Raw genomic sequence first — 23,858 nt, 5'->3', positions numbered from 1 at the left:
CAGTCGCGATTGCTCCGCTGTTTTATTGTTTCGGAAACCACGGAATAAACGCATTTGTCCGGCGAACGTATTCGGCGAAGCCGGGTTTAGTTTCGCGCAAATTGCTTTCCAGCATCGCCACACCGGAGATTTTTACAATCAGCCAGGTCATCAGCACGGGGCTGAAAACGCTCCACCAGCCGCCCGCAGCCAACGCAAATCCGAAAAATCCCCACCACTGTGCCGTATCGCCAAAATAATTTGGGTGACGGGTGTATCGCCAAACGCCGGATGTCATCAGTTTACCGCGATTTTCCGGCTGCGATTTGAATTTCGCCAGTTGCCAGTCGCCCACCGTTTCGAAAAAAAATCCGGTCAGCCAAATAATCGCTGCGAGAACATCCAGCCAGATCAATTGTGCCGGTGTTGCGCTGATTTGCGCTGCCAGCAACGGCGCGGAAATCAGCCACATCAAAAATCCCTGCAGCAAAAACACTTTGAAAAAACTGCGCCACCACCAATTGTTGCCGTTTTCTTCACGCCATTTGGCGTAGCGGTAATCTTCCGGTTTGCCGGCGTTTCGCGAAAAAATGTAGATCGACAGCCGCAATCCCCAAATGGTCACCAGCGCACAGATGAGCCATTTGCGCAGCGGCGCGCCGTCCGGCGTTTGCAGAAAATAAAACCAGCAGCACATCACAAATCCGCTGCCCCAAAACACATCTGCGATGGACGCGTTTTTCAGCCGCAAACTGAGCAACCACAGCGCGGTTACTGCGACAGCAATCAGCGCGGCGGCTTGCAGGTATATTTGGAGGAAGTCGTTCATTTTGCCGTAAAACTCAGAAATTAATGCAGGGGTGACAGCTTTTTTTTGTCATTCCTGCGAATGCAGGAATCTCCCCGCCAAATTTTCGAACATCAATTTATTAACGATTCAAAATCGCCGGGATTACGGCGAAACGGTTTCGGAAACGGCGCTGCCCTGTTTGCGGATTTCCGCGACAGCTTCGCTGAGCACCTGCCGGCTGGTGGTGGTGTGCACCGTCGCACCCAGTTTCATCAGCAGCGAATACAACCCGACCACCACTTTGTTGAGAAAAATATAGTGTCGCGAACCGCGAACGTCGCTCATTGTGGTGGCTTCTTTAAAAAATTTGTTGAGCGCAGCTTTGTATTCGGGATCGCCGAAATCGAATGTTTCCGCGCGAAACGGATGCAAAATCAACCCGCCGAGATTGTAGAAAAAATCGAATGTACGCTGCTCTTTGGCGGTGCCTTTGTTGGCGGGATCGAGAATTTCGGTTTCGTAATACAATTGTTTTATTGCCGGAATATCTTCGCGGAGATTGGCGTCGAACATCAGCAGCAATTTTTCCAGAAAATCGCGCGGGAACGATTTTACACAGCCGAAATCGATGACGCCCAACGTGCCGTCGTCGCGGAAAAGGAAGTTGCCGGGATGGATATCCGCATATAACACGGCGCTGCGGTGCAAAATTTGCTCGTTGAAAAATTCCCAAAAAATCTGCCCGAAGTGATCGCGGGTTTCGTCATCCGGCCGGCGTTTCAAAAATTCATCGAGATGCACGCCATCGAGAAAGGTCATCGCCAGCACGCGGCGGGTGGTCATTTCCGGAATGAGTCGCGGCGTGACAATCTGCGGATGCAGCGACAGTTGCGCAAACTGCTCGATCTGCAATCCTTCGTTGAGGTAATCGGTTTCCTCCAGCAATTTGCCGTAAATTTCTTCGAAATAGGCATCGGTCATTTCGCTGCGGACGATGCGTTTGAACAGCGCTTTGGCAATCGTCAAATCGGATTTTATGGTTTCGCGAACATTGGGATACTGGATTTTGACGGCAACCGCACGCCCGTCTTTCAGCTCCGCGCGATGCACCTGACCGATGGACGCCGCAGCAATTGCTTCCGCACCAAATTTACTGAACAGCATTTCGGGATATTTGCCCAATTCCTGTTTGATAATTGCCCGAACCAGCGCCCGGTTGATCGGCGGCACGCGATATTGGGCGTTGCTCATCACGTCGATAAATTCATCTGGTAAAATGCCGGTGTCCATGCTCATGGATTGCGCCAGTTTTAGCGCGGTGCCGCGCAATTTGGTAAATTCCTTGAACACATCCTGCGCATTATTTTGATTGAGCTGTTGTTTTCGGGCGGCGTCTTCGCCGGAAATGGCTTTGCGAACAAAATATTTGGCGTAATTAGAGCCGACTTTCAGCCCGGTTTTGGCAAAAATTTTGCCGCGCTCCAGTTTGCCGGAGGGAAATTCATCCATCAAAATGCTTTCGTTTATTTAACATATTTCGGAACGGTCGCGACCGTTCCCTACAAATTTTTGGTTTTCAGCAGACTGTACAGACAACCGATTTTCTTTTTCTAACTACATTATTCATAATGGTTTAATTCTGGCAAAGATTCTTCCAGCTTGGGTAATTTTACCCGCGCATCAACCATTCGCTGATCGTAATCGAAATCATCGGTTGCGGTAATTTTCCACAAATTGCCATGGCGCTCGTTCAGTGCGCTGGCAATCTGAAAATAATTCCAGCGGTAATTTGAGTTGATCAAATACAATCCATTTGTTTCGGTGGTGATTTCGCCGAGTGCGATTGCCGTATCGCTTAAAAACGAGCAAGATGGCAGCCATTTTTTGCTGGCGCGAACTTCACCGTGTAATTTCATTTGCTTTGTGAAATAATCGATCATGTTGTTGCTGCCCGGTGCATCGCCAATTTGCCAGCCGAGCCGCACCACAAAGGCATCCGGATTTTGGTGGAACACCCGTTTTTCCGCAATACGTTTGTCGTAACCGTAACCGCTGGGCGCATCCGGCATGGAATCGACCGTAAACGGACCGTTGTGATCATTGGAAAACACCATCACCGTGCTGACATACACAAATTTGATGCTGAGAATCCGGGTAATCCAGGCGATTTCGCTGCTCCAATGATAGTTGACCAGCCACGCCTCGTTTTCGATGCCGCTGCTTTTCGATGGCACAGCAAGGTGATACACGACATCCGGCGATACTTCGCTCAAAAATGTTTCCATTATAGAATAATCTTCTATAGACGTTTGGTTCCGATCCCACGCAATAACCTGTACGTTTTTTGATGTGAGATAAGCTACCAATGCACGACCAACAGTTCCGCTTGCACCCGTGACAACTGCTTTCATTTAACACCTCGCACTAAGATTCACATGGAAATATATGGTGATTTCTGTTCGAAAACAGAAAAATCAAAAAACTGCTATTTTTATCGTTGTAAGCCAATTAAATGGAAGGTGTTTTGGGAATTATCCCATTTCAAAAATACGGTTACAGGCTGCGGCCAATTCTTTTCGCCGCGTGTCAATTCGATGATAATTGCCCATTGCGAATCGGGAAAATTTGCGGCAGTTTCCCGCAAATCCGCCAGCGAAAAGGCTGTCCGGTTGCCGATATCTTTTGCAGCGGCAACAATTTCGGCATCGCGTTCGACGGTGATTTGGTAACGGGTATTTGTCGCATCTGCCAACCGGGTATCGATCGCCAAATCATCGAAATGCAGCATTTGTGCACCGTCGCTGTTTTGCTGCAGGGCAAACCGGTCGAGCGGTGCCATTCGATCAAACCAGTATTTCCCGACGATATCGCGCCGTTCGATGATGATTTTGGCGAGGTATTCCGCCGCTTCGGGATTCGAATATTGCCCCTGTGCAACAGCGCTGCGGATCTGCTCATCGGTAAAGGACATCACAATTTTTGCGCCCCAATAGCTATCGCGGTTGGTGGCGTTGCCAAACGCCGGGTTCGGCATAATATATTTGTATTTTTCGGGTCGAAAATCTGCCGAAACAAAGTATCCGATCGACGGATATTTGATCTCAATATCACGTTCCCACGGTCGTTTGTAAATGCCCAAAGTGCCGATAACTTTGGCAACTTGCGGTGGATCGACAATGCCTTCCCGCCCGATTTCCGGCGGCATCGGTTCGTTGCCCTGGCTGCCGAGAGTGGAGCCAAAATCGATCAAATAGTGTTTGACATAACCTGCCGGATCGTACATATCCAGCGAGTTATTTGCTTTGGTATCGAAATGGTTCAGCCATCCGGCAATCCAGCGCAGCCCGCGCAGTTCCCGGCGGTGCTGGTGGGGAATAACGTCGTTCAAATCATCTTTGCGAATGCCGGTGTAAAAAAATGCGCCCATCGGTTTGCCGGGCAAATATTTGCTGGCAACTGCGCGAATGCGTCCGTTGGGCAATTTCTGGATTTTGGCGAGAATTTTGGCGAGGTCATCCTCGTTCATAAACCGTTTTTGACCCTGTTTATCGGTGAATTTCACTTCATTGCCGATGCGCAAAATTGCCGGATCGAATTTGACGAGATAATTTTCCGGCACGTTAAAACCGGCGGCGTGGAATAATTTTGTGGAAACAACCTCTGCGCCGGTGGCCAGCTCCGGGTATCCGGCCGGATCAAATTTGATGACGTATTGCTGATCCCGGGAATCGCGAATGTTGAATCCCGGGGTTACGCCCTGCGTTTTTGCGGCGACGATGGTCCACACATTTCCGGTATCCGGACCGCTGCTTTGATCCGGGCCGCGGGAAAAATCGGCAATGTTCATTTGCGCCAATCCGTTGCGATTGGTAAACCAGCTGGAATTATACACTTCGTCGAACGCATCCACGTTCATTGCTTCTTTGGGTTTGTTAAAAATGGCGCGACCGTGGCGGGAAATATCGAACAGGTTTTTAATTTGCATCGTACCGATTTTACTGACGTTATCGGCTGCCAGATTTATTTCGCGGGAGTGCGGAACGGGCACCACTTTTTGATCATCCGGTGGCGGTTCCGGCACCACAAAACGGCTGCTGCCGGCGCATCCGGCAAAAATTGCAGCAGCAATCCACAGCACCAGCCAATGGTTCATCATTTTATTTCGATTTATGCGCATTCTATTGGGTTCGCTCGTTTAATACAGTTCAAAATAAACACGGAAAGTTTCTTTACTAATGCCAATTTGTCCGACAGCAACCAAATCTTTTTCGGAGAACAGCCGTACGCCGCCGCCAAATCCAAATTGCATTTTTTTGGTATTCAGATCGCTAAAAATATCGTTGTCCACTTGCCCGGCATCTGCGAAAGCGAAGATGTCCATTCTTCGCCAGATCGGCACGCGATATTCCAGCGAGGCGAGAAACGAATCGAAATCACGAAATCGTCCGCGCTCAAATCCGCGGATGCTTTCCTGCTCGCCCAGCTCGCTGAGATTGTAAAACGGTGCGCGATCTGAACCGGATTCAGGTTCGGTCATTTCGCCGGCGAGGCGCAGCCGGATAACGCGGTTGGCACCCAAATGAATGTATTGGGAAACATCCGCCCGATATTTTCGGAAATTGAACGGTCCGTTATCCACATCGCGGAAAATAGCTGCGGAAAACAGCGCTTCCTGCCCGCTGGAGGGATTGCCGAGTCTATTCCGTGAATCCCAGTTCAGTTCAGCCTGATATTGCATTGTTCGCACTTTTGTTTGCAATCCCGGCAGCGAATTGCGGTCGTACAAATCCGTGATCAGCACTTCGTCGCCATCCTGATCTTCGGGATACACATTGCTGTGATCAAACCGTCCCAAAAATCCCACAGAAAGCCGTTCATTCATTAAATATTGAATACCACCTTCAACAGCCGTGTATTCGAAATCAAATTCCAGTTCGTCGGAATAGCGGGTGTGCGGACCAATGCCGTAAAAATCTTCTTCCGGCAAATTGCGGTACTGCGCCCGGAAGTTGAGCAATAGCGGCGCGTTTCCCGGTTGGATGCGCTTCCACTCAATGCGATAGCGCTGGCGCTTGCTGAAATCGCCGGAAGCCGTAAGCGATAGCTGATCGTTTTCCGAAAGAATACCGGATTGATATATTTTGGCGCCGGCACCGCTGCGATTGGAGTATTTTGGGGTAATTCCCCGGCGACCATCTGCGGATGTAAAAAATTCGATAGTTCGGGGGATCAGCTTTTCTTCGTAAATAAATCCGGCAACTGTTTCGGTGGTTTTGGCAACAATCACCAACGGCAGGCTGACAATCGTTCCCGGCAGTGAAACCAGGTGTTCCCAGGTTTTTTTATCGCGATATTCCTTGCGCAACTGTCGGGCAGAATCTGCCAATGCGGCAACTTCTTCCGGCGTCAGTTTTTCCTGCGCGATCACCGATGCACCAAAGCCGCAGCAACAACAGATGATCGCCAGCGCGATGCAAAAAATTTGATAAATCGAAGAATGTTTCATTTGCGGATCGTTTTGCGATTCAATACTGCGGTGATGTTTGGTCATACGCCGGCTATTTCCAATTGTTGATTAACTGGAAAATAATAAAATCACGCGATTTATCAAAAGCCGAATTAAAACGTACTAAAAATGAAATATTTTGGTGAGATTTAATTGTAGCGGTTTAGTTGGAGCTGGTTGAAGTGGCAATCGATTCGTTCAAAGAATCCAGCGCATGGTCGATATTTGCCAATTCCTTATGATTTTCCGGCAAATGTTTTCGCAAAATTTCCCGGGCACGCAAATAGCACAGTTGTGCCGCCTCTGTTTCGCCGCGAATCGCATACACTTGCCCGATGTTGCTGTGGATAAACCCGATCAGCGGATCGTTATCGCCCACCCGTTTATGGCGAATATTGAGCGCCCATTGGAAATATTTCAACGCCAGATCAAGATTTTCGCCGTGCATATGGGTTACGCCAATATTATTGAACAGCCGGCCCAAATACGGATGCTCCGCACCCAGCGAGCGTTCCATCGCTTCCAGCGTGCGATACACATAGCGGCGGGCCAAATCGTAATTTTTCTGGAAATAATAGACCATGCCGATATGCTGCAAAATGACAGACATATACGGATGATCGATACTCAAGCGCAATTCCACAATTTTTAGCCCGCGACGGTATTGATCCAGCGAATCTTCGAAATCGCCGCGATCCCGCAATGCCCGCGCATAGTTGATCAGCAGCGGAATCAGCCCTTCGTGGCGCATACCTATTTTACTTTCGCCCATCCGCAGCGCGTGGCGGGTTTGCATAAAGGCTTCTTTTATATCATTAATATCGCTGCACAGCGCGCCGTAATTGCTAGTGAGCATTATTTTTCCGGGATGATGGGCGCCGCGCAAGCTTTTTTCTGCGGCTTTCATCGCCAGTTGAAACCGTTCCAGCGCATCGTTAAATCTGCCCATATTGTGAAAAACCACAGCGATGTTATTCAACAATTCCGGCAGCAATTTTTCGTCGCGCATTTCTTTCAGCAGATTGTGCTGCTCGTTCAGCACCTGCAGCGACCGGGCGTAATTGCCGGTTTGAAAATGCAGCCCGGCAATTTTGCCAAGCATGGAAAACTGCAAATAGCGGAAGGTTTCATCCATCGCGAATTGCGCCTGCAACATTTTGTAAAATTGCAGAATGTATTTTTTGTCGTCGATATCGCGGTATTCCGAGGTTTCCCAAAAATGATCGGTCAGGAAGAAGCCCATTCGGAACCGGTCGATATCCCGCGCTTCCACCCAAAACAGGTTTCGCCGCATGTGCCACAATTCCCCGGCAAATTGACAAAATTGCTTCAGAAAAGATATCGGGATGATCAGCCACAGCGGATGCGCACGGCTATGGCGACTCAACTGTGTGCTGAGCTGCGGCAACAATTCTTCCGCCGGCACTTTGGGATTTTCGCCACCCGAAAGATGCAGATGTGACAACATTGTGGCGTGTTCGGCCACATTTTCCCGCAATTTATTAAAAAAAGGTTCCGGTTTTTTGGCAGGCTTGTATTTGAGGTGTTCCGGCGATGTATCGCTATTTGACGGTATTTCTTTTAACAATTTCCGGAATGTTTGTTCGTTGTCATAAACAACAAAATGGATTTCACCCGGCTTAGCTGACTGAAACGAATCTGTCAGTCGGTGCAAATCATTGGTCATCCATTTACTGTTTCGTTTGGCTGTGCTGTTTTTCATTAATCCACAACCCCGAATATCCGGTTAATTTCCAAATTCATGTTTAAAAGAGCAACCTTTGGTAATAGCTATTAATTTACGTGATTTCTGCATTGCTCAAAAGCAATCATTTTGTTAATCGACACAAATATGGTGATCTGTATCTGTGTGTTTCAACACACTCAATTTCTGCAAATAATAGCGAAGATTACTTATTTCAAACGTGATATATGCCATAGATCGGTGCTTTTGCACGATGATTACATTCTATATGATATTAAATAAAAAGAATGTATATATAAAAACTACTACTACTACTATTACCATGTGTAAACTGTGGAAACCTGATTAAGTGTTTGTTTTTAATGATTTGAAGGTTGTTGAAATTGTGGAAAACTTTGTAACAGCGTGTCGAAAAGTTGTCTAAAACCGAAAAATAGGTTTAAAAGCAGGTTAGTTTTCCACAATTTGTCAACAATTTCCACAGGTTTTTCCACATACCTTTTTGGTGTTTTCCACCGGTTTTCCGCAAAAAATGGCGTGATTTTTGGAAAAAAGTGCTCCAAAATATTACTATCCGGTGTATGATGGGTCATTTTTCCTGCCACTTTTGAAATTCGGCTGCCAGATATTCCGGGTCCGCATCCTTCCGGGGATATAATCCGCTGTTGATTCGCTGGCGGCAGGCTTCGTAAAGGGTAACCGCAGTAGCAACACTAACGTTGAGGCTTTTGATCATGCCCATCATCGGAATGTAAACGTTGTGATCCGCGATGGCCAGCACTTCTTCGGAAACGCCAAAATGTTCGTTTCCCAAAATGATTGCCGATGGTTTAGTCCAATCCACTTCGTAAATGGAAAGCGGGTTTGGCGTTTGCAGATGCGTGGCGTAAATGGTAAACCCTTTGGCTTTCAGCGAATCGCGCATTTCTGCTGCGTCGCTAAAATTTTCGATATTTATCCATTTTGTTGCGGAACCGGATGACTTTTTGCCGAGTATCGGGAATTCCTGATACGAATAAAACAGCCGGACGGTATCGATTCCCACGGCATCGCAGGAGCGCAAAATAGCGCTGACGTTATGCGGATCATGGATATTTTCGCACACAACTGTCAAATCCGGTTGACGGTATTGTAAAATGGTGCGCATTCTTTCCAATCGTTGTTCTGTCGGCATGGAAAGTCCTCTGTTTATGGTTCCGGTTATGGCTTTATTGGTGTCGAAAAAAAATATTTTACTATTTTAAAATAAATAGTTGAAAAAACAACAGAACAAATCATAAATTTAAAGTCTTTTTTAATGGGCAAAATAAACCTTGGAGGCCGGGCAAATGGCAAGAAAAAAGAAAAATCCCGCAGAAGATGAAGATTTTGAATGGGAAGATGAAATGGATGACGACATCGACGACGACGATGATGATATGGACGATGACGATGATTTAGATGATGACGACGATGAGAAGGATGACGACGACGACGACGATGAGGACGATGATTCCGGTGAGGAAGAAGATGTAGATGAGATGAAGGAAATTGAGACGAAGCTGCAAAAAGGCGAAGATATTGCAACCATGCCGGACAGCGAAACGTCTCTGCTCCCCAAATCGCGTGTGATTTATTCTTGTCCGTTATCCAAAAAAATATTTTACAAAAATAAATGGATCAGAGACACTGTCACGGATTTATACACCGTTCGGACAGAATTGGCGATTTGCGATACATTGCTAAAACGCGCCAAAGATATCGGCTATTTTATCGGCAGCATCGAAATTTACGATAAAGATCTTGAAGAATCGAAAGATGAAATCACCAGTTTAGCCAAAACCGTTGAGGCGGAGCTGGAGAACAAAATGCCGTTCGATGTCATCATCGATATCCGGGAAACGAACGAGATCCTTTATATTTTTACAAACACCACACGCCTGACCACAGAAATTGCCCGCCGGCTGCGTCAGGAATTGGGTGGCGCCATTCAGTACGAATGGTTCGAGCGCAACCAGTTTGTTCGGGCCAAATGGTTTTCGCAGGTGCAAAACCGGGAGTATTTCCGCAGTCGCATTCGTGCAGCAAAGGAAAAACGCATCGGTATGTTCAACTTCGAAGAAGAATAAAAACAGCCTGTTATAAAAAATGAAAAGCGGTTATCCGGGTTCGGGTAACCGCTTTTTTGTTGACAGATTGTTGCAAAAAAATTATTTGCTGCCGGAAAGTTCCCGGGCACGTTTTTGGGCGGCGAAAATGCCGTTCATCAGCGTTTCGCCCATTTTCCCGGACATAAATTCCCCGAACGCCGCTTCCGTTGTGCCGCCTTTGGATTTTACTGCCGCAATCAATTCGTCCAGTTTTTTTGGCGATTGGTTCATCAAATGGAACGAGCCGAGCATGGTTTGCTTCACCAGCATCGCTGCGACAGATTCTTCCATTCCCAACTGCATCCCGGCATCGATCATGCATTTCACGAGGTAGAAAAAATAGGCAGGACCGCTGCCGCTGAGCGCGGTAACGGCATCGAGCAACGATTCATCATCCAGAAAAATGGTGCGTCCGGTGGTGCTCAACAAATTATCAATGATGCTGATTTGGTGAATATTCACGCCTTCGCTGGCGTTAAAAGCGGTTACGCCCATGCCCAACTGTGCCGGAGTGTTGGGCATCGCGCGAACGATAATTTTATGATCCAACGCTTCGGACATGCGTTGGATGGTAATTCCCGCCATCACCGAAAGCACCACATGATTGGGCTGCAGCGATTTTCGCAACGGCTCCGCAATGCTCTGAAAATCCTGCGGTTTAACGGATAAAATAATCACACCGGAATCTGTCAGCGAGTGATCAATTCCGGCGTGGACATGTCCTAAATCCAGTTTTTCCAACGCAGCTTTGTGTGCTTCATCCCGGGCAACCAGCTTCAGGTTGTCCGGCGTTACCAAATTAAATTGTAAAAATGAGCGGGCATAGGTTAACCCCATATTTCCGCAACCGATGATGGCAATTCTGAACATCGTAATAGCTCCGTTTGTTTTTCGGACGACTTATTTGTAAAGCGATAAAATTGTGATATTCCGGTTGTGAATCCAACTGCTTTTTTTTCAGAATCTGCTTTGCAATGTGCGCCACGTCATGTGATGTTAAATTGTTGAACGCGTTATTTGGTGCATCGGTCACATCGCAACTTTATAAGCGATAAATCAAGTTTATTTACTTGATTTCTGGATGTTCAAGTTTTAAATTTAAAATTGACATTCAAAAAGGATTTTTATGAGCACGATACGCGGGCTTGTTTTCCACTCCCGGTTCCACTATGTAAAACAGCATCTGGATTATACAACGCGAAGAAATATCAACGAACACCTTTCGGAGCAAGTGCGTAATGTGGTTTCCGAACAGGTGTTTCCGGTTAATTTTTACCGTTTCGAGATGCTGCAGGAATTGGACAATGCGATTGTAACCGTCACAACAGCAGCGGAACAACCGCTCTTTCAATCCATCGGGCGGGAGTTTGCCCATGCAATAGTAGACCGTTATTTTTTTAATTATACAGAAGCACAAAAACCGCAGCGGTTTTTAGCCCAGTTCCAGCGCCTTTATGCACGGTTGTGGGGATTCGGGCAAATCGATATTCGTCCGGAATCTACCCGCAAATCCACAATCATTCTGGAATACCCCGTTTCTGTTCATCCGGCATACCACATTTTTATGACATCCTTTTTAACGAACGCGATTGCATTGTGTGGCGGCAAATCGGTTCAGTTAAATCCGGTTGAAAGTGAAGATGACCCGCAAGAATGCCGAAAATATGTAACTACCTGGCAATAGTTGCTGTTGCCGCAAAAATGTTCCTTTTCATTAAAATACACGATCGGAAGGTGTCCGGATGGAACCAGATAATCGCAATTATGCCGTAATCATCGCGGATGTTAGCGGCTCAAAACAACTGAGCGGGAGGAGCCGGTACCAAACTCAACTGTTTTTGAAATCTGCTATTGTTCAGATAAATGAGGAATTTCGCGACCACATCGAAGCACCGTTTACCATTACCAAAGGCGATGAATTTCAGGGATTACTGACCGATTTGCGCAGCGCATTTGAAATGGTGCTGGCGCTGGAAAAACTGATTTTTCCGGTGAAATTGCGTTTTGGATTGGGAACCGGCAATATTTACCGGATGGGCGGAAAACTGCCCATTGAGATGGACGGTCCGGCGTTTCATCGTGCGAATGCTGCGTTGAACATGGCCAAAAAGAAGAAAATTTGCTACTGCCTAAATACCGATGACGAATCTTTGGATTTGCTCACCAACACCATTTTCCAACTGATGAACGCCATCAAAAAGCGCTGGAACGAACGGCTTTATCGCCTGTTTTGGCGATACAAGGATCTTGGCACTTATCGCGAAGTTTCCGCCATCGAAAACATCACGCCGCAGGCGGTTTGCGATGCGCTGAAAACCAATCGCGCCATTGATGTGAAAAATGCCGAGGAAAATTTATTGCGTTATTTCGAACGCTATCCGGTGTGTCAGGATCTGCCGGAACCGTTGTCGCTGGACAGCGAAGCCGTGGCGCTGCGGTAAAATTTGTCTATCGATGTAATGCCGTAATATAACCCGCCAATCGCCAGAATCAGCCAAAATGGCGAAACATGACCGTTCCATTCGTAAATGGGAAACGGTTCGTTATCCCTGCTAAAATTAATATACAAAATAGCGATAGCATTGTTCAGCCCGTGTGCAATCAGCGTGGGAATAATGCTGTTGGTTCGCCATGCCAGCCATCCCAGAAAAAAGCCAAACAGGAAAATCTGCAACATCATATAATGATTACCGTGCACCAGCGCCCAGGCAATGCTGGAATAAATCACACCTTTGGTAACATCCACATGTTTTTCCACCGACTGCTGCAGCATTCCCCGGAAAATAGCTTCTTCCGCAACCGCCGCCAAAATTACCGCGCTGAACGTAACCAGAATAAAATCCAGTCCGTTGTCGATGAGCATGGTTTTGCCGATTTCCGATGCGATCTCTTCCGGCAACGGCAGCACCAGCCGCACCAACCGGTCCACTTCATCGATCAGCACAATCATGCACAAACTGACGGGAACGGACAGCCACACAATATTTCCCGGCACCGGATTTAGCCGCAAGTTGAGCGGCAACGACAGTTTTCGCCGCAGTAAATAAAACACCGGTAACGCCAGCAACACCATTTCGCCAACGGCCAGCAGCACTTTTACCAGCGTCATATCCGGTTCGGCGGTTTCGGGATCCATTGTTGCGCCGAGGACAATCACCAATGGAAAATAAGAAACCAGCACACTCATAATAATCACTACCAGCGATTCAAAGGGCAGCGGAAAATTCGATTCCGTATTCGTATCCGGCAATTTCGGTTCCGGTGTTTCCATATCACTCCAGTTTTCCCGTTTTTCAACGATGCAGATTCTCTAATTAACCAAAAGTATCGCGTGCGGACTTGCAAAACAAAGGTTATTTTTATATCGTATGATGTGATTGTAACCAGCGGTTTGTCAATTTCAAACCGATAAAATATACCGGGATGCAATTTAGCTTCCCTTACAAAAAAGAGAAATCCATGAACAACCAACCTGTTGCCGGCAACACTTTTTATAACGATTTCGATTGCGAATTTTTGATTCCGCGTCGCGGCGAAGATTATCGCACGCCGTTTGAGCGGGATCGCGATCGCATTATCCACAGCTCTGCGCTGCGCCGGCTGCAGGCAAAAACCCAGGTGTTTCTCTCGGGCGAATACGATTTTTACCGCACGCGACTCACCCATTCCATCGAAGTTGCGCAAATCGGGCGATCGATCTGCAATTATCTGCAACGCTGCGATCCGCTGCTCGGCAACGAATTTTTTATCGATCCCGATCTGGTGGAAGCGATTTGCCTGGCGCACGACCTCGGGCATCCGCCGTTCGGACATTCCGGCGAAAGCGTGCTGAACACCTTGATGCGCGAGTACGGCGGATTTGAAGGCAACGCCCAAACGTTGCGGATGATCACCGAAATTATTTATCCCGAAGAAGGCCACCGCACCGGCATGAAACCCACCCGCGCGCTCATCGACGGCGTGCTGAAATACAAATCGCTGCGCTATCACCTCGGTGCGCCGGATCGCTATTTTTTGTATGACGAACAATCGCGATTTCTCGATTTTGTGTTTGACGGCGAAACATACGACCGGCATTTTGCGCCGGGGCTACCGCTCAACAAATTCCGCAGCATCGAATGCCAGGTGATGGACTGGGCGGACGACACCGCATATTCGCTGAACGATATTCTGGATAGCATTCAGGCGCGATTTTTGAATCGCGAATTGCTGGAAAGCTGGGCAGCCGAGCAATCGCTGGATGGCGACGCCGCCAAACGCGTGGAAGAAATTTTGCAGGCGATGAAATCGGGCGAAGTTCGGCGGATTTTTTCCCGAAAAATCGGTGATTTTATCAGCGCCTGTAGCCTGCGCGAACGGGAAAATTTTATGAGCAGCCGCACCAATCGCTACCGTTTCGAGCTGCAAATTGATGACGCAATTGCAGCAGAATCAATCCTTTACAAACGCATTGCATCGGAAATTGTGTTCGACTCGGCGCAGTTGCAGCAACTGCGTTTTAAATGGGGAAACATGCTGGAACGGCTGTTTTTGGCGTTGCAGGAAAATTATCTCGGCAGCAATGGCGATATTTACAAATTACTGCCGGAAAATACCCACCGGATGGTTTGCAACATCAATCAACCAAAATTGCGGATGCGCGCTGTTTGCGATCACGTCGCCGGAATGACCGATCGTTTCGCCATCCGCACCTACCAACGGTTGTTCGATCCCGGCAGCGGTTCCATCGGTGATCTGGTTTGATTGGATATCGCATGGTATTTGTTGTTTTACCGGTATTTGTTAAATTAATTCGATTGTTATCGTCGTTGTTATGGTTGTTGTCGTGATTGTCAATGTAGAGACAAGGCATGCCTTGTCTCTACCAAAAATTAAACGAACCAAAAATCAAATCAAAAACCCATCCCCCAAAAAATTACAATGGAAAAATTCAAAAATAAATACCGTGTTCCATCCGCCCGGGCGCAATGGTGGGATTACGGACGTGACGCAGCCTATTTTATAACGATTTGCACAGCGAACCGCGAACATTTTTTTGGACAAATTTCAAACGGTAAAATGCAATTGTCGCCAATCGGCGTTATTGCCGACATGTGTTGGTTCGATATAAAACACCATGCCAAACACATCGAATTGGGTGCATTTGTAGTGATGCCGAACCATATACACGGTATTTTGATTTTAGATGGCAACAATCGTCCGGAAAAAGAGTCGCAACCAATGCACGAAAATGAAGGAAAAACACGGTTTCAAAATCAGGGGAAAAACACGATTTCTGCTATCATTGGCAGTTACAAATCCGCAGTTAGCAAACACGCCCGGCGATTGGGATTTGAATTTGCGTGGCAACCGCGTTTTCACGATCACATCATCCGCGATGAACCGGCGTTTCAGCAAATTTCCAATTATGTGCTACAAAACCCGCTCAAATGGCAAGAGGACACATTTTATGTGCCATAATCTGTTAGAATTTTAATAACCTGTTGTTTCCGCAAATACCCCAAACATCTCTTTTCAAAAAATGCCAAAAAACCATTTGCTTTTTACAAAAATGTAAAGTAAACTTGTCATAAAGTAAATATAATTTGTCATTATGGAAAATTGAATTTACAAATAGGAATACACTTTACAGAAAGGAAAATCGATGACACTAAAATCGATGTGGGATTGCGAGCGCAGGAATATCGAAAAAATGAAGAAATTCCAGCTGCCGCATTACTATAAAAAAATTGGCATTGCGATGCTGATCATTTCGTTCGCTGCAATTTTTATCAACAAATTTACCGTCAACCAACCTGAAATAAAGCTGCTATCCAAATACTGCATGCTGGTTGGGATGCTGCTCATGTCCATTTCCAAAGAGGCGCTGGAAGATGAGTTTATCACGGAATTGCGAATGCAATCGTATAAATTTGCATTCACACTCGGGGTAATTTATACGCTGGTGCTGCCCTTTGTTGATTATCTGGGAGATGCCGTATTTTCGCCGGAACATGCCATGTTCAAAGATGTGGGCGATTTTCAGGTGTTGTGGTTGCTGTTGGGCATGCAAATTTTTTACTTCGAATATTTGAAAAGACTATACAAATGAAAAACACCTTAAAAATAGAGCGGGCAATTCTGGACATCACCCAGGATGAGCTGGCCAAACGCGCCGGCGTATCGCGGCAAACCATCAATTCGATCGAGAAAAACCGTTACGTGCCGTCCACTGTTTTGGCGCTGAAATTGTCCCAAATTTTCGGCAAACCCGTGAATGATATTTTTGAACTGGAAGATGGGGATTGATGTGCTGTATTATTGCTCGGGGGTAATAATACATGATTGTTCAGATATTCCCCCAAAATTTGCATATCTCCCAACAAATAAATATATTTCAGCTTCGAAATTGAAAAAACCACAGAACGAGCGCTGTAATGTATCACCGTGAAATCACGCTATTGGCAGTTGATGATCGGTAGATGCCGGAGATCCCGGGAAAAGCCCGGAATGACCCGAAAATTAAGCGCTCAATTTTTTTGTGGCAAACCCGGGAGAAAATGTCATGTTCAAACGCGCAACGCTTCATATCCTCAAATGGCTGGCGGTTGTCGGTCTCATGATTTTGGTAAAATGCAGCTCTGCGCCCAAAGCGGATCTGGTGATTCACAACGGCACCATTTACACGATGAACCCGGAACAGCCCACTGCCGGTTTGATTGCGGTAAAAAATGGCAAAATTACTTTTGTTGGCGCGGCTGCGGATGCGCCAGATTGGGTGGAAAGCAGTGTGCACACCCTCGATTTGAACGGGCGAACCCTAACCCCCGGATTTATCGATGCGCACGCCCATTTTATGGGGCTCGGTTGGGCAAAACTTAGCCTAAATTTAGCAGATACAAAAAGTTACGATGAGATTGTTGCGAAAGTGGCGGAAGCTGTGAAAACCACGCCGGAAGGCGAATGGATTTTGGGACGCGGCTGGCATCAGAATAAATGGGATTCGCTGCCCGCCGAAATGGTGCGCGGATTTCAGGTGCACGATGCGCTGAGCGCGGTTTCGCCGAATCACCCGGTATTTTTGTGGCACGCCAGCGGACACGCCGCCATCGCCAATGCCAAAGCGATGGAAATTGCCGGCATCACGCCCGCCAGCGAACTTTCCGGCGACGGAGAAGTGATCAAAGATGACGCCGGAAATCCTACCGGTATTTTCACGGAAGTCGCGATGGATTTAATTAATTCGCACATCCCGCAATCCACCCCGGAAATGAATCGCCGCAAACTGGAACTGGCAACGCAGGAAGCGTTGAGCAATGGTATTACCACATTTCACGACGCCGGCGCGGACAGTCTGGAAATCGAACTGTATAAAATGATGGCGGACAATCACCAACTCGGCGTGCGGCTGTGGGTGATGCTTTCCAGCTGGAAAAACGGTAAATTTCTGGATGATTTTCTCGATGAATGTTTTGCCAACGGTCCGTTGGTTGGCTACGGCAACAATTTTCTGACGGTTCGCAGCGTGAAATTATACGCGGACGGTGCGCTCGGTTCGCGCGGCGCGTGGCTACTCAAAGAATACAGCGATCGCCACCATCATTTTGGCAATGCCGTGATATCGATGGATAAAATTGGCGAAATGGCTGCGAAAGCGTTGAACGGCGGATTTCAGATTTGCACTCACGCCATTGGCGATCGCGCCAATCGCGAAGTGCTCGACCAGTATGAAAAAGCCTTTGCCGCCAATCCCGAAAAAGCCCAAAACAGTCGCTTTCGCATCGAACATGCACAGCATTTGACGGAAGAAGACATTCCGCGATTTGCGCAATTGGGCGTCATTCCGGCGATGCAGGCCATCCACATGTCATCCGATCGCCCGTGGGCGATTGACCGGCTGGGGCAGGAACGTATCGACGAGGGCGCGTATGTCTGGCGAAAATTGCTGGACAGCGGCGCGAAAATCGCCAACGGCACCGATGCGCCGGTGGAGCCGCTCACGCCCATCGCCTGTTTTTACGCGGCGGTTTCCCGCAAAACGCTGGACGGACATCCCCCTGGCGGATTCGAGCCAAGCCAAAAAATGACCCGCGAAGAAGCGTTGCGGTCGTACACACTGGATGCCGCTTACGCCGGATTTGAGGAAGAAATCAAAGGCTCAATTGCGGTAGGAAAATTGGCGGATTTCACAGTTTTTTCGCAGGACATCATGACCGTCCCGGAAGAAGAACTGCTGAACACGGCGGTGGATTTCACGATTGTGGATGGCAAAATTGCGTTTCAGCGGACGGAATAATTGAAAATTTTTGTGCCCTGAGCGTCGTCGAAGGGCACATTTCTACAAACAGATTTATTCCCCATCAACCAACTGCTTTTTCACCGGCAGCAAATTTTTCTGCACAATCGTGTCCAGCAGCGTTTGGTTGAACTTTAAAATGCCGTTCTGATTCAAATATTCGTAATCATAAAACAGCTCACCGGAATATTTCAGCAACCCATTATAGTTGATGTAATCGACACCGTATGCTTCGGCGATTGCCTGAAATTGCCTGCCCGGTTCCTGCGGATCGTTGAGCGAATACCGGATGGCCGGCGGCGACGGTTTGGTAAGTAACAGCACATTGCTGCCCTGGGCGTGCGCAAATTCAATCATTTTTCCGATGTAATCCAGTTGCTCCGGCGCAGGAATCCAATCCGTTTTTGCGATAGCGGTTGTGTCATTCAAATGTTGCAATTCTTCCGGCGCGGGCATTTTTGTGTATCGCACGTAGCCGCCGGGAACATATAATTCGCCGTCGATGTCAACCTGCTCGATCTTCGGCGTGACGTCCAGTTTGTCGCTGGCGAAGCGCCCGAGCACATCGTTGATTGCGTGCGGACTGTTGATGGACAGCGCCATTTCCAGCATCTCCGGCGAATATGTGGAATTGATCGACAAATCATACAGCGATTCCAACCCGTCGCGATCCATTACTTTATAATATAGCTCGATCACCACCAGTTGCGGACGCAGCCGATTGAAATGGCGTTTCATCAGATAAAATCCGTTCAGCGGCGTTTGTCCGGTAGTGCCGAGATTGAAGGTTTTCAACCCGTTTTCCGCGAAAAATCCGGTGTCAAATGTGCGGTAGCAATGCGACGATCCCAGAAATAAAATGTCGATATCGCGATAGGTTTCCACCTCCGACAGCCGTTCCAGCGTAAAGCCGAACTCGCCCGGCTGAACCGGATTGCGCGATGCGATTTTCATCAGATTCGTATCGCCATATTGCACCATGCTCATGGCAATCACCGCGATGGCATATAGCGCCGGCAGCGGTAAAATAAACAGCAGTAACTTCTTGATTGTATTACACATAGGGTTTTTAGTTTTTTCTTTATTCTTTTCAGGTTTTTCTTTATTCGGAATTTCAGGTTGTCATTCCTGCGAAGGCAGGAATCTTTTCACCGAAAAATTGTTCAGGTTAAAATTGAAAATAAATAAATTCCGACTGGCTGAACACGCCGAAAAACGCAATCCCCAAAATCAGCGCGTAATAAAATGCCCAGCGGGCGCTGCGTGGAAACGTGACAATTTGTCCGGATAATTTCTGCGAGTTTAGCACAAAATGGGCAATCAGCAAAAATCCGATGGAGGCGATGGCAACGAGCATTTCCGCCAAACCGAGATCTTTCACCACCAGCGCTTCGATGCTTTCTGGGGAGAAATTGAGCTGCGCAATTTGCTGAACGATAAACAGCGCATCGCCCAGCGAATTGGCGCGGAAGAAAATCCAGCCGAGACAAACCAGGTGGAAGGTCACCACAATTTTCAGGAAATTGAGCAGCTTCGGCATCCGGCTCAGCCCGGAAAAATGGAACCAACGTTCGCGCAATCCGGCAACCAAAACAGCGAACACCAGAAACGCACCGTGCAAAAATCCCCAAACAACGAATGTCCAGTTGGCGCCATGCCACAAACCGCTGACCACAAAAACGATCATCAAATTGAGATACCAACGCATTTTACCCACGCGGTTGCCGCCGAGCGGAATATACAAATAATCCCGAAACCAGCTGGACAGCGAAATATGCCAGCGGTGCCAGAATTCCGAAATCGATTTGGCGAGATAGGGCTGCCGGAAATTTTCCATCAAATCGTAACCCATGATGCGCGATGCGCCAATTGCGATATCCGAATAGCCGGAAAAATCGCAGTAAATCTGGAACGCGAAAAAGTAGGTTGCCATCAGCAGCGTCAGCGCGGGAAATTCCGCCGGCTCGTTGTAAACGGCATTTACGTAAATCGCCAATCGGTCGGCGATCACTAATTTTTTGAAAAATCCCCAGAGCATTAGCCGGGCACCGGAGATGAATCGATCATAATCAAATGATTGTTTTTGGGAAAATTGCGGCAGCAGGCGCTCCGATCGCTCGATCGGTCCGGCAACCAATTGCGGAAAAAACGCCACGTACAGGGCAAATTTCCCCAAATGGGTTTCCGGCGTTTTGCTCCCGCGATACACATCGATGCTGTAACTGAGCGACTGGAACGTGTAAAAGGAAATCCCCACCGGCAGCAAAAAATCGAACACCGGTGAATCGTAAAAAATGTTGAATTGCTGCAACGAATCGCGCAGCGACTGGCTGAAAAAATTGGCGTATTTGAAGAAAAAGAGAATCCCGAGATTGCTGAACAAACTCAGCACGAGGTAAAATTTTTTCCGGGATGGCAGCGTAGCTTTGCCGATTTGCAATCCGGCGATGTAATCGATCACCGTGGAAATCAAAATCAGGACGATGTATTCCGGTTTCCAGCACATGTAAAAATAGTAGCTGGCTGCCAGCAGCAACATCCAGCGAAAGCGATGGGGAATCGCAAAAAACAGGATGAGCACAATCGGAAAAAATATCAGGAATTCGAAAGAGTTAAACAGCATGTATGTTCACAGTTGGTTTTCTGGATAAACAATTTAGAACCCTGCGTTCGCAGGAATTTGTTTTTTTCATTCAGCGTCTGCGGACGTATCCACCCACAAATCGGGATATTTGGTGCCGGAAACATCGACCATCACATAGCCTTTTTGGGTCACCACGTTGATCATGTATGGCACGCCGTTGCGTTTTTCGTCGCCTTCGCAGGTTATCCAGTCGTTGTGATTGGACCAGTGATGATTATCGCCCATAATTTCGCCGGGCATTACGCTGTGGGAAATTTTCAGGAAATTCTGCGATTTTGTCGTCGTCGCGTTCAACTGATCGATGTACACGTATAAATGATGTGGTTTGCCGTTATCGTTGTATGTGATGTGGTTACCATCCGGCGAAATGCCCGCCGAACAGTTGTCATTGTGATAAACGGTGTGTTTGTTGGTATCCAGATCAATCGCCCGGAGCGTGTGACCGTCGCGGCAAACCACACGATTTTTATCCGCAGCCATGCCGATTTCGCCGGTGCAATCCACAAAATCCACCAGCACGCGTTTGGCTTTGCTGTGAATATCAACCGCCATAATTTGATCGTCGTAAATATAGAGCACTTCTTTTCCGTTGGTGTGAAATTCGATCGGGCAGTTGTTATCGCCTTCGGCGTCGGTTACCAAATCGATTCTGTTTGTGCCGTCCGCGTTGATTACGTAAATGGTTTCGCCGTCTTTTACGGCAACTTTTTGTCCGTCCGGACTCCAGCGGGCAAATTTCCCGCGACCCAGTTCGGTGAATTCCGGATTGCCCAGTTCGTGCACCCGCACTTTTTTGTCTACCGTGTACACCACTTTTCCGGTGATGCCGCCAACCTGCCCAACTGCGTTTGCAGACATCGCCGTCAAATATGCGAGTAACGCCAAAACGTATCGTCCAAAAAATTTCATGAAAAATCCTGTATTAATGTATCGATTTCGGAAATCCGTAGTTTTCCGGAATCAACAGAATATCCTATTTTCGATGATTGATCGTGATCTTTGTCACGAGAAAAACGGGTTGTTTCTTGTTGCGAAGCATCGCAGGGAAATATTGCTATCCCGGCCGGAATGATGACAAATTTCTGCAGATATTATTCGTTATTATCCAAAAGCAGGGTTTGTTCGTTGTGCTCGATCGATGACAAAAACGAGGCGTTCGGGCATCGTTCTTTGGCAAGTTGATAGGAATAAATGGTTTCCGCGATGAAAACAATGTTGTCATTTTTGTCGAGATACAGATTGTTTGAATACGATTGCGTGAGGTATTCGATATCTTTTTTGGATTCGTATTGAACCCAAAAGGCTTTGTACGACGCCATCGGCGAAAAATCCGCGCTCGCGCCGAATTCGTTGAGCAGCCGGTATTTCAGAACATCGAACTGCAATTCGCCAACCACACCGACAATTTTTTTGTTGCCCAAATCCCGGGTGAATAATTGCGCCAATCCTTCGTCGGTTAAATAGCGAATGCCTTTTTCCAACTGTTTGGATTTAAACGGATCTTTGTTGGTGAGCACTTTGAACACCTCCGGCGAAAATCGCGGGATGCCTTTGAACATAAAATTGTCACCTTCGGTGAGCGTATCGCCGATGTTGAAAATGCCGGAATCATACAGCCCGATCACATCGCCGGGAAAGGCTTCTTCCAGCAGCGATTTGTTCTGCGCCATAAACGATGCGGGGTTTGCAAATTTTAACTGGCGGTTCAGCCGAACGTGATGATAAAAAGTGTTTCGCTCAAATTTGCCGGAACACACCCGCAAAAACGCGATTCTGTCCCGGTGTTTCGGATTGAGGTTCGCGTGTATTTTGAACACAAATCCGCTGAATTGTTTATCGGTGGGCTGCGCCAGTCCGTTGGTGGTTTCTCGCGGTTTTGGCACGGGCGCAATTTCGATGAACGTATCCAGCAATTCCTTGATGCCAAAATTGTTCAGCGCGCTGCCAAAAAATACCGGCGCCAGGTTGCCGCTCAAATATTCTTCAACGGTGAAATCTTCGTAAATGCCGTCGATCAATTCCACGTCGTGGCGGAGCGTTTCTGCATCTTTGCCAAATGTTTTGTCCAGTCCGCTGTCGTCCAATCCGTTGAAAACGGCAATGTCTTCTGTTTTTCGTTCTTTTTGCGGGCGGTAAAACGCAAACGATTTTTTGTAGATATTGTAAACACCGCGAAACCGCGAACCCATTCCCAACGGATACGTCAGCGGTCGCACTTTGATGGAAAGCTTTTCTTCTAATTCGTCCAGCAACTCAATCGGATTTCTGCCTTCCCGGTCCATTTTGTTAATATAAATGATAACGGGCGTGTTGCGCATGCGGCAAACCTGCATCAGTTTTTCGGTTTGTTCTTCCACGCCTTTTACGCAATCGATCACCAGAATTACGCTGTCAACCGCTGTCAGCGTTCTGTATGTGTCTTCGGCAAAATCTTTGTGTCCCGGTGTGTCCAACAAGTTGATTTTTAAGCCTTTATAGAAAAAAGAAAGTACGGAAGTGGCAACGGAAATGCCCCGTTGTTTTTCGATATCCAGAAAATCCGATGCTGCGGTTTTCTTAATTTTATTCGATTTTACCGCACCGGCAATCTGAATCGCGCCGCTATACAGCAGCAACTTTTCCGTCAGGGTTGTTTTTCCCGCGTCCGGGTGGCTGATAATTGCAAATGTTTTTCGTTTGTTAATTTCAGAAAAATCAGACATATAGGTATCGTTTATTTTTAAAATGATTATTTGTCGGGGTGGCGAAACTTATACAGAAGGTGGGATAAGGATTTCTGCAACCCTTGCTTAATTATAACGGTCGAAATTTGTGAACCCGGTTTTTCATC

General features: G+C 47.3%; 22 protein-coding genes. 8 read left to right on the top strand and 14 right to left on the bottom strand.

The annotated features are described in order from the left end of the window. Positions 1 to 22: 22 nt before the first annotated feature. The 8 genes from H6629_08360 to H6629_08325 all read right to left on the bottom strand — a co-directional run bounded on the left by H6629_08360 (position 23) and on the right by H6629_08325 (position 9,154). Positions 23 to 808, bottom strand: coding sequence for a DUF1295 domain-containing protein (locus H6629_08360; protein MCB9067803.1), 786 nt, complete (start codon positions 806 to 808; stop codon positions 23 to 25). Between the two features lie 123 nt (positions 809 to 931). Further along, a complete protein-coding gene (locus H6629_08355) occupies positions 932 to 2,278 on the bottom strand; it encodes an AarF/ABC1/UbiB kinase family protein (protein MCB9067802.1) in 1,347 nt (448 codons plus the stop codon). A 110-nt stretch (positions 2,279 to 2,388) separates the two neighbouring features. Beyond that, a complete protein-coding gene (locus H6629_08350) occupies positions 2,389 to 3,180 on the bottom strand; it encodes a sugar nucleotide-binding protein (protein ID MCB9067801.1) in 792 nt (263 codons plus the stop codon). A gap of 80 nt (positions 3,181 to 3,260) precedes the next feature. Next, on the bottom strand, positions 3,261 to 4,946 hold the full coding sequence (locus tag H6629_08345) for a hypothetical protein (protein ID MCB9067800.1): 1,686 nt from the start codon (positions 4,944 to 4,946) through the stop codon (positions 3,261 to 3,263). Positions 4,947 to 4,964: 18 nt separating this feature from the next. Continuing rightward, positions 4,965 to 6,320, bottom strand: coding sequence for a BamA/TamA family outer membrane protein (locus H6629_08340; GenBank protein MCB9067799.1), 1,356 nt, complete (start codon positions 6,318 to 6,320; stop codon positions 4,965 to 4,967). A gap of 118 nt (positions 6,321 to 6,438) precedes the next feature. Continuing rightward, entirely contained in the window at positions 6,439 to 7,998 is a 1,560-nt protein-coding gene (locus tag H6629_08335) for a tetratricopeptide repeat protein (protein ID MCB9067798.1), read from the bottom strand. A 341-nt stretch (positions 7,999 to 8,339) separates the two neighbouring features. Continuing rightward, positions 8,340 to 8,585, bottom strand: a complete 246-nt coding sequence (locus H6629_08330; protein MCB9067797.1) for a hypothetical protein — start codon at positions 8,583 to 8,585, stop codon at positions 8,340 to 8,342. Further along, on the bottom strand, positions 8,570 to 9,154 hold the full coding sequence (locus H6629_08325; protein MCB9067796.1) for an RNA methyltransferase: 585 nt from the start codon (positions 9,152 to 9,154) through the stop codon (positions 8,570 to 8,572). The genes H6629_08330 and H6629_08325 overlap by 16 nt, the downstream gene beginning before the upstream one ends. Before the next feature lie 154 nt (positions 9,155 to 9,308). Here H6629_08325 and H6629_08320 point away from each other — a divergent pair, with 154 nt between their 5' ends. Continuing rightward, on the top strand, positions 9,309 to 10,088 hold the full coding sequence (locus H6629_08320) for a hypothetical protein (protein MCB9067795.1): 780 nt from the start codon (positions 9,309 to 9,311) through the stop codon (positions 10,086 to 10,088). An 81-nt stretch (positions 10,089 to 10,169) separates the two neighbouring features. Here the strand turns inward: H6629_08320 and H6629_08315 are convergent, their stop codons facing one another. Further along, entirely contained in the window at positions 10,170 to 10,979 is an 810-nt protein-coding gene (locus tag H6629_08315; protein ID MCB9067794.1) for a pyrroline-5-carboxylate reductase, read from the bottom strand. A gap of 256 nt (positions 10,980 to 11,235) precedes the next feature. On the opposite strand from H6629_08315, the gene H6629_08310 reads away from it, so the two are divergent. Next, positions 11,236 to 11,793: a TIGR02265 family protein gene (locus H6629_08310; GenBank protein ID MCB9067793.1), complete on the top strand. Its 558-nt coding sequence runs from the start codon at positions 11,236 to 11,238 to the stop codon at positions 11,791 to 11,793. A 58-nt stretch (positions 11,794 to 11,851) separates the two neighbouring features. Beyond that, a complete protein-coding gene (locus H6629_08305) occupies positions 11,852 to 12,550 on the top strand; it encodes a hypothetical protein (protein MCB9067792.1) in 699 nt (232 codons plus the stop codon). On the opposite strand, the gene H6629_08300 is transcribed toward H6629_08305, so the two are convergent. Beyond that, positions 12,496 to 13,380 (bottom strand): CPBP family intramembrane metalloprotease, encoded by an 885-nt coding sequence (locus tag H6629_08300; protein MCB9067791.1) that lies wholly within the window; start codon positions 13,378 to 13,380, stop codon positions 12,496 to 12,498. The two genes, H6629_08305 and H6629_08300, sit on opposite strands and share 55 nt — an antisense overlap. A gap of 188 nt (positions 13,381 to 13,568) precedes the next feature. On the opposite strand from H6629_08300, the gene dgt reads away from it, so the two are divergent. From dgt to H6629_08275, 5 genes are all read left to right on the top strand, one after another. Then, positions 13,569 to 14,852: a dNTP triphosphohydrolase gene (gene dgt / locus H6629_08295; protein ID MCB9067790.1), complete on the top strand. Its 1,284-nt coding sequence runs from the start codon at positions 13,569 to 13,571 to the stop codon at positions 14,850 to 14,852. A 177-nt stretch (positions 14,853 to 15,029) separates the two neighbouring features. Then, on the top strand, positions 15,030 to 15,569 hold the full coding sequence (locus tag H6629_08290) for a transposase (GenBank protein ID MCB9067789.1): 540 nt from the start codon (positions 15,030 to 15,032) through the stop codon (positions 15,567 to 15,569). Between the two features lie 184 nt (positions 15,570 to 15,753). Continuing rightward, a complete protein-coding gene (locus H6629_08285; GenBank protein ID MCB9067788.1) occupies positions 15,754 to 16,200 on the top strand; it encodes a hypothetical protein in 447 nt (148 codons plus the stop codon). Continuing rightward, complete coding sequence (locus tag H6629_08280) at positions 16,197 to 16,397, top strand: helix-turn-helix transcriptional regulator (GenBank protein ID MCB9067787.1); 201 nt, start codon at positions 16,197 to 16,199, stop codon at positions 16,395 to 16,397. Before H6629_08285 ends, H6629_08280 begins: the two co-directional genes overlap by 4 nt. A gap of 256 nt (positions 16,398 to 16,653) precedes the next feature. Further along, positions 16,654 to 18,384, top strand: coding sequence for an amidohydrolase (locus H6629_08275; protein ID MCB9067786.1), 1,731 nt, complete (start codon positions 16,654 to 16,656; stop codon positions 18,382 to 18,384). 54 nt (positions 18,385 to 18,438) lie between these two features. Here the strand turns inward: H6629_08275 and H6629_08270 are convergent, their stop codons facing one another. The 4 genes from H6629_08270 to H6629_08255 all read right to left on the bottom strand — a co-directional run bounded on the left by H6629_08270 (position 18,439) and on the right by H6629_08255 (position 23,730). After that, on the bottom strand, positions 18,439 to 19,446 hold the full coding sequence (locus H6629_08270) for a hypothetical protein (protein MCB9067785.1): 1,008 nt from the start codon (positions 19,444 to 19,446) through the stop codon (positions 18,439 to 18,441). Between the two features lie 106 nt (positions 19,447 to 19,552). Then, the gene (locus H6629_08265) at positions 19,553 to 21,007 is read right to left on the bottom strand and encodes an MBOAT family protein (GenBank protein ID MCB9067784.1); all 1,455 of its coding nucleotides are present in this window, start codon (positions 21,005 to 21,007) and stop codon (positions 19,553 to 19,555) included. Between the two features lie 66 nt (positions 21,008 to 21,073). Beyond that, a complete protein-coding gene (locus H6629_08260) occupies positions 21,074 to 21,937 on the bottom strand; it encodes a hypothetical protein (GenBank protein ID MCB9067783.1) in 864 nt (287 codons plus the stop codon). 182 nt (positions 21,938 to 22,119) lie between these two features. After that, on the bottom strand, positions 22,120 to 23,730 hold the full coding sequence (locus H6629_08255; protein MCB9067782.1) for a peptide chain release factor 3: 1,611 nt from the start codon (positions 23,728 to 23,730) through the stop codon (positions 22,120 to 22,122). Positions 23,731 to 23,858 lie beyond the last annotated feature (128 nt).

The sequence above is a fragment of the Calditrichia bacterium genome (assembly GCA_020634975.1).
Classification (GTDB): domain Bacteria; phylum Calditrichota; class Calditrichia; order RBG-13-44-9; family J075; genus JACKAQ01.
Note: the sequence above shows the minus strand (reverse complement) of the source record. Positions and strands in the feature narration are given on the sequence as shown.

What these genes read in the sequence shown, in the direction of transcription:
- H6629_08360 (MCB9067803.1), bottom strand. Translation starts at nt 808, where the DNA reads ATGAACGACTTCCTCCAAATATACCTGCAAGCCGCCGCGCTGATTGCT.
- H6629_08355 (MCB9067802.1), bottom strand. Translation starts at nt 2,278, where the DNA reads ATGGATGAATTTCCCTCCGGCAAACTGGAGCGCGGCAAAATTTTTGCC.
- H6629_08350 (MCB9067801.1), bottom strand. Translation starts at nt 3,180, where the DNA reads ATGAAAGCAGTTGTCACGGGTGCAAGCGGAACTGTTGGTCGTGCATTG.
- H6629_08345 (MCB9067800.1), bottom strand. Translation starts at nt 4,946, where the DNA reads ATGCGCATAAATCGAAATAAAATGATGAACCATTGGCTGGTGCTGTGG.
- H6629_08340 (MCB9067799.1), bottom strand. Translation starts at nt 6,320, where the DNA reads ATGACCAAACATCACCGCAGTATTGAATCGCAAAACGATCCGCAAATG.
- H6629_08335 (MCB9067798.1), bottom strand. Translation starts at nt 7,998, where the DNA reads ATGAAAAACAGCACAGCCAAACGAAACAGTAAATGGATGACCAATGAT.
- H6629_08325 (MCB9067796.1), bottom strand. Translation starts at nt 9,154, where the DNA reads ATGCCGACAGAACAACGATTGGAAAGAATGCGCACCATTTTACAATAC.
- H6629_08320 (MCB9067795.1), top strand. Translation starts at nt 9,309, where the DNA reads ATGGCAAGAAAAAAGAAAAATCCCGCAGAAGATGAAGATTTTGAATGG.
- H6629_08315 (MCB9067794.1), bottom strand. Translation starts at nt 10,979, where the DNA reads ATGTTCAGAATTGCCATCATCGGTTGCGGAAATATGGGGTTAACCTAT.
- H6629_08310 (MCB9067793.1), top strand. Translation starts at nt 11,236, where the DNA reads ATGAGCACGATACGCGGGCTTGTTTTCCACTCCCGGTTCCACTATGTA.
- H6629_08305 (MCB9067792.1), top strand. Translation starts at nt 11,852, where the DNA reads ATGGAACCAGATAATCGCAATTATGCCGTAATCATCGCGGATGTTAGC.
- H6629_08300 (MCB9067791.1), bottom strand. Translation starts at nt 13,380, where the DNA reads ATGGAAACACCGGAACCGAAATTGCCGGATACGAATACGGAATCGAAT.
- dgt (MCB9067790.1), top strand. Translation starts at nt 13,569, where the DNA reads ATGAACAACCAACCTGTTGCCGGCAACACTTTTTATAACGATTTCGAT.
- H6629_08290 (MCB9067789.1), top strand. Translation starts at nt 15,030, where the DNA reads ATGGAAAAATTCAAAAATAAATACCGTGTTCCATCCGCCCGGGCGCAA.
- H6629_08285 (MCB9067788.1), top strand. Translation starts at nt 15,754, where the DNA reads ATGACACTAAAATCGATGTGGGATTGCGAGCGCAGGAATATCGAAAAA.
- H6629_08280 (MCB9067787.1), top strand. Translation starts at nt 16,197, where the DNA reads ATGAAAAACACCTTAAAAATAGAGCGGGCAATTCTGGACATCACCCAG.
- H6629_08275 (MCB9067786.1), top strand. Translation starts at nt 16,654, where the DNA reads ATGTTCAAACGCGCAACGCTTCATATCCTCAAATGGCTGGCGGTTGTC.
- H6629_08270 (MCB9067785.1), bottom strand. Translation starts at nt 19,446, where the DNA reads ATGTGTAATACAATCAAGAAGTTACTGCTGTTTATTTTACCGCTGCCG.
- H6629_08265 (MCB9067784.1), bottom strand. Translation starts at nt 21,007, where the DNA reads ATGCTGTTTAACTCTTTCGAATTCCTGATATTTTTTCCGATTGTGCTC.
- H6629_08260 (MCB9067783.1), bottom strand. Translation starts at nt 21,937, where the DNA reads ATGAAATTTTTTGGACGATACGTTTTGGCGTTACTCGCATATTTGACG.
- H6629_08255 (MCB9067782.1), bottom strand. Translation starts at nt 23,730, where the DNA reads ATGTCTGATTTTTCTGAAATTAACAAACGAAAAACATTTGCAATTATC.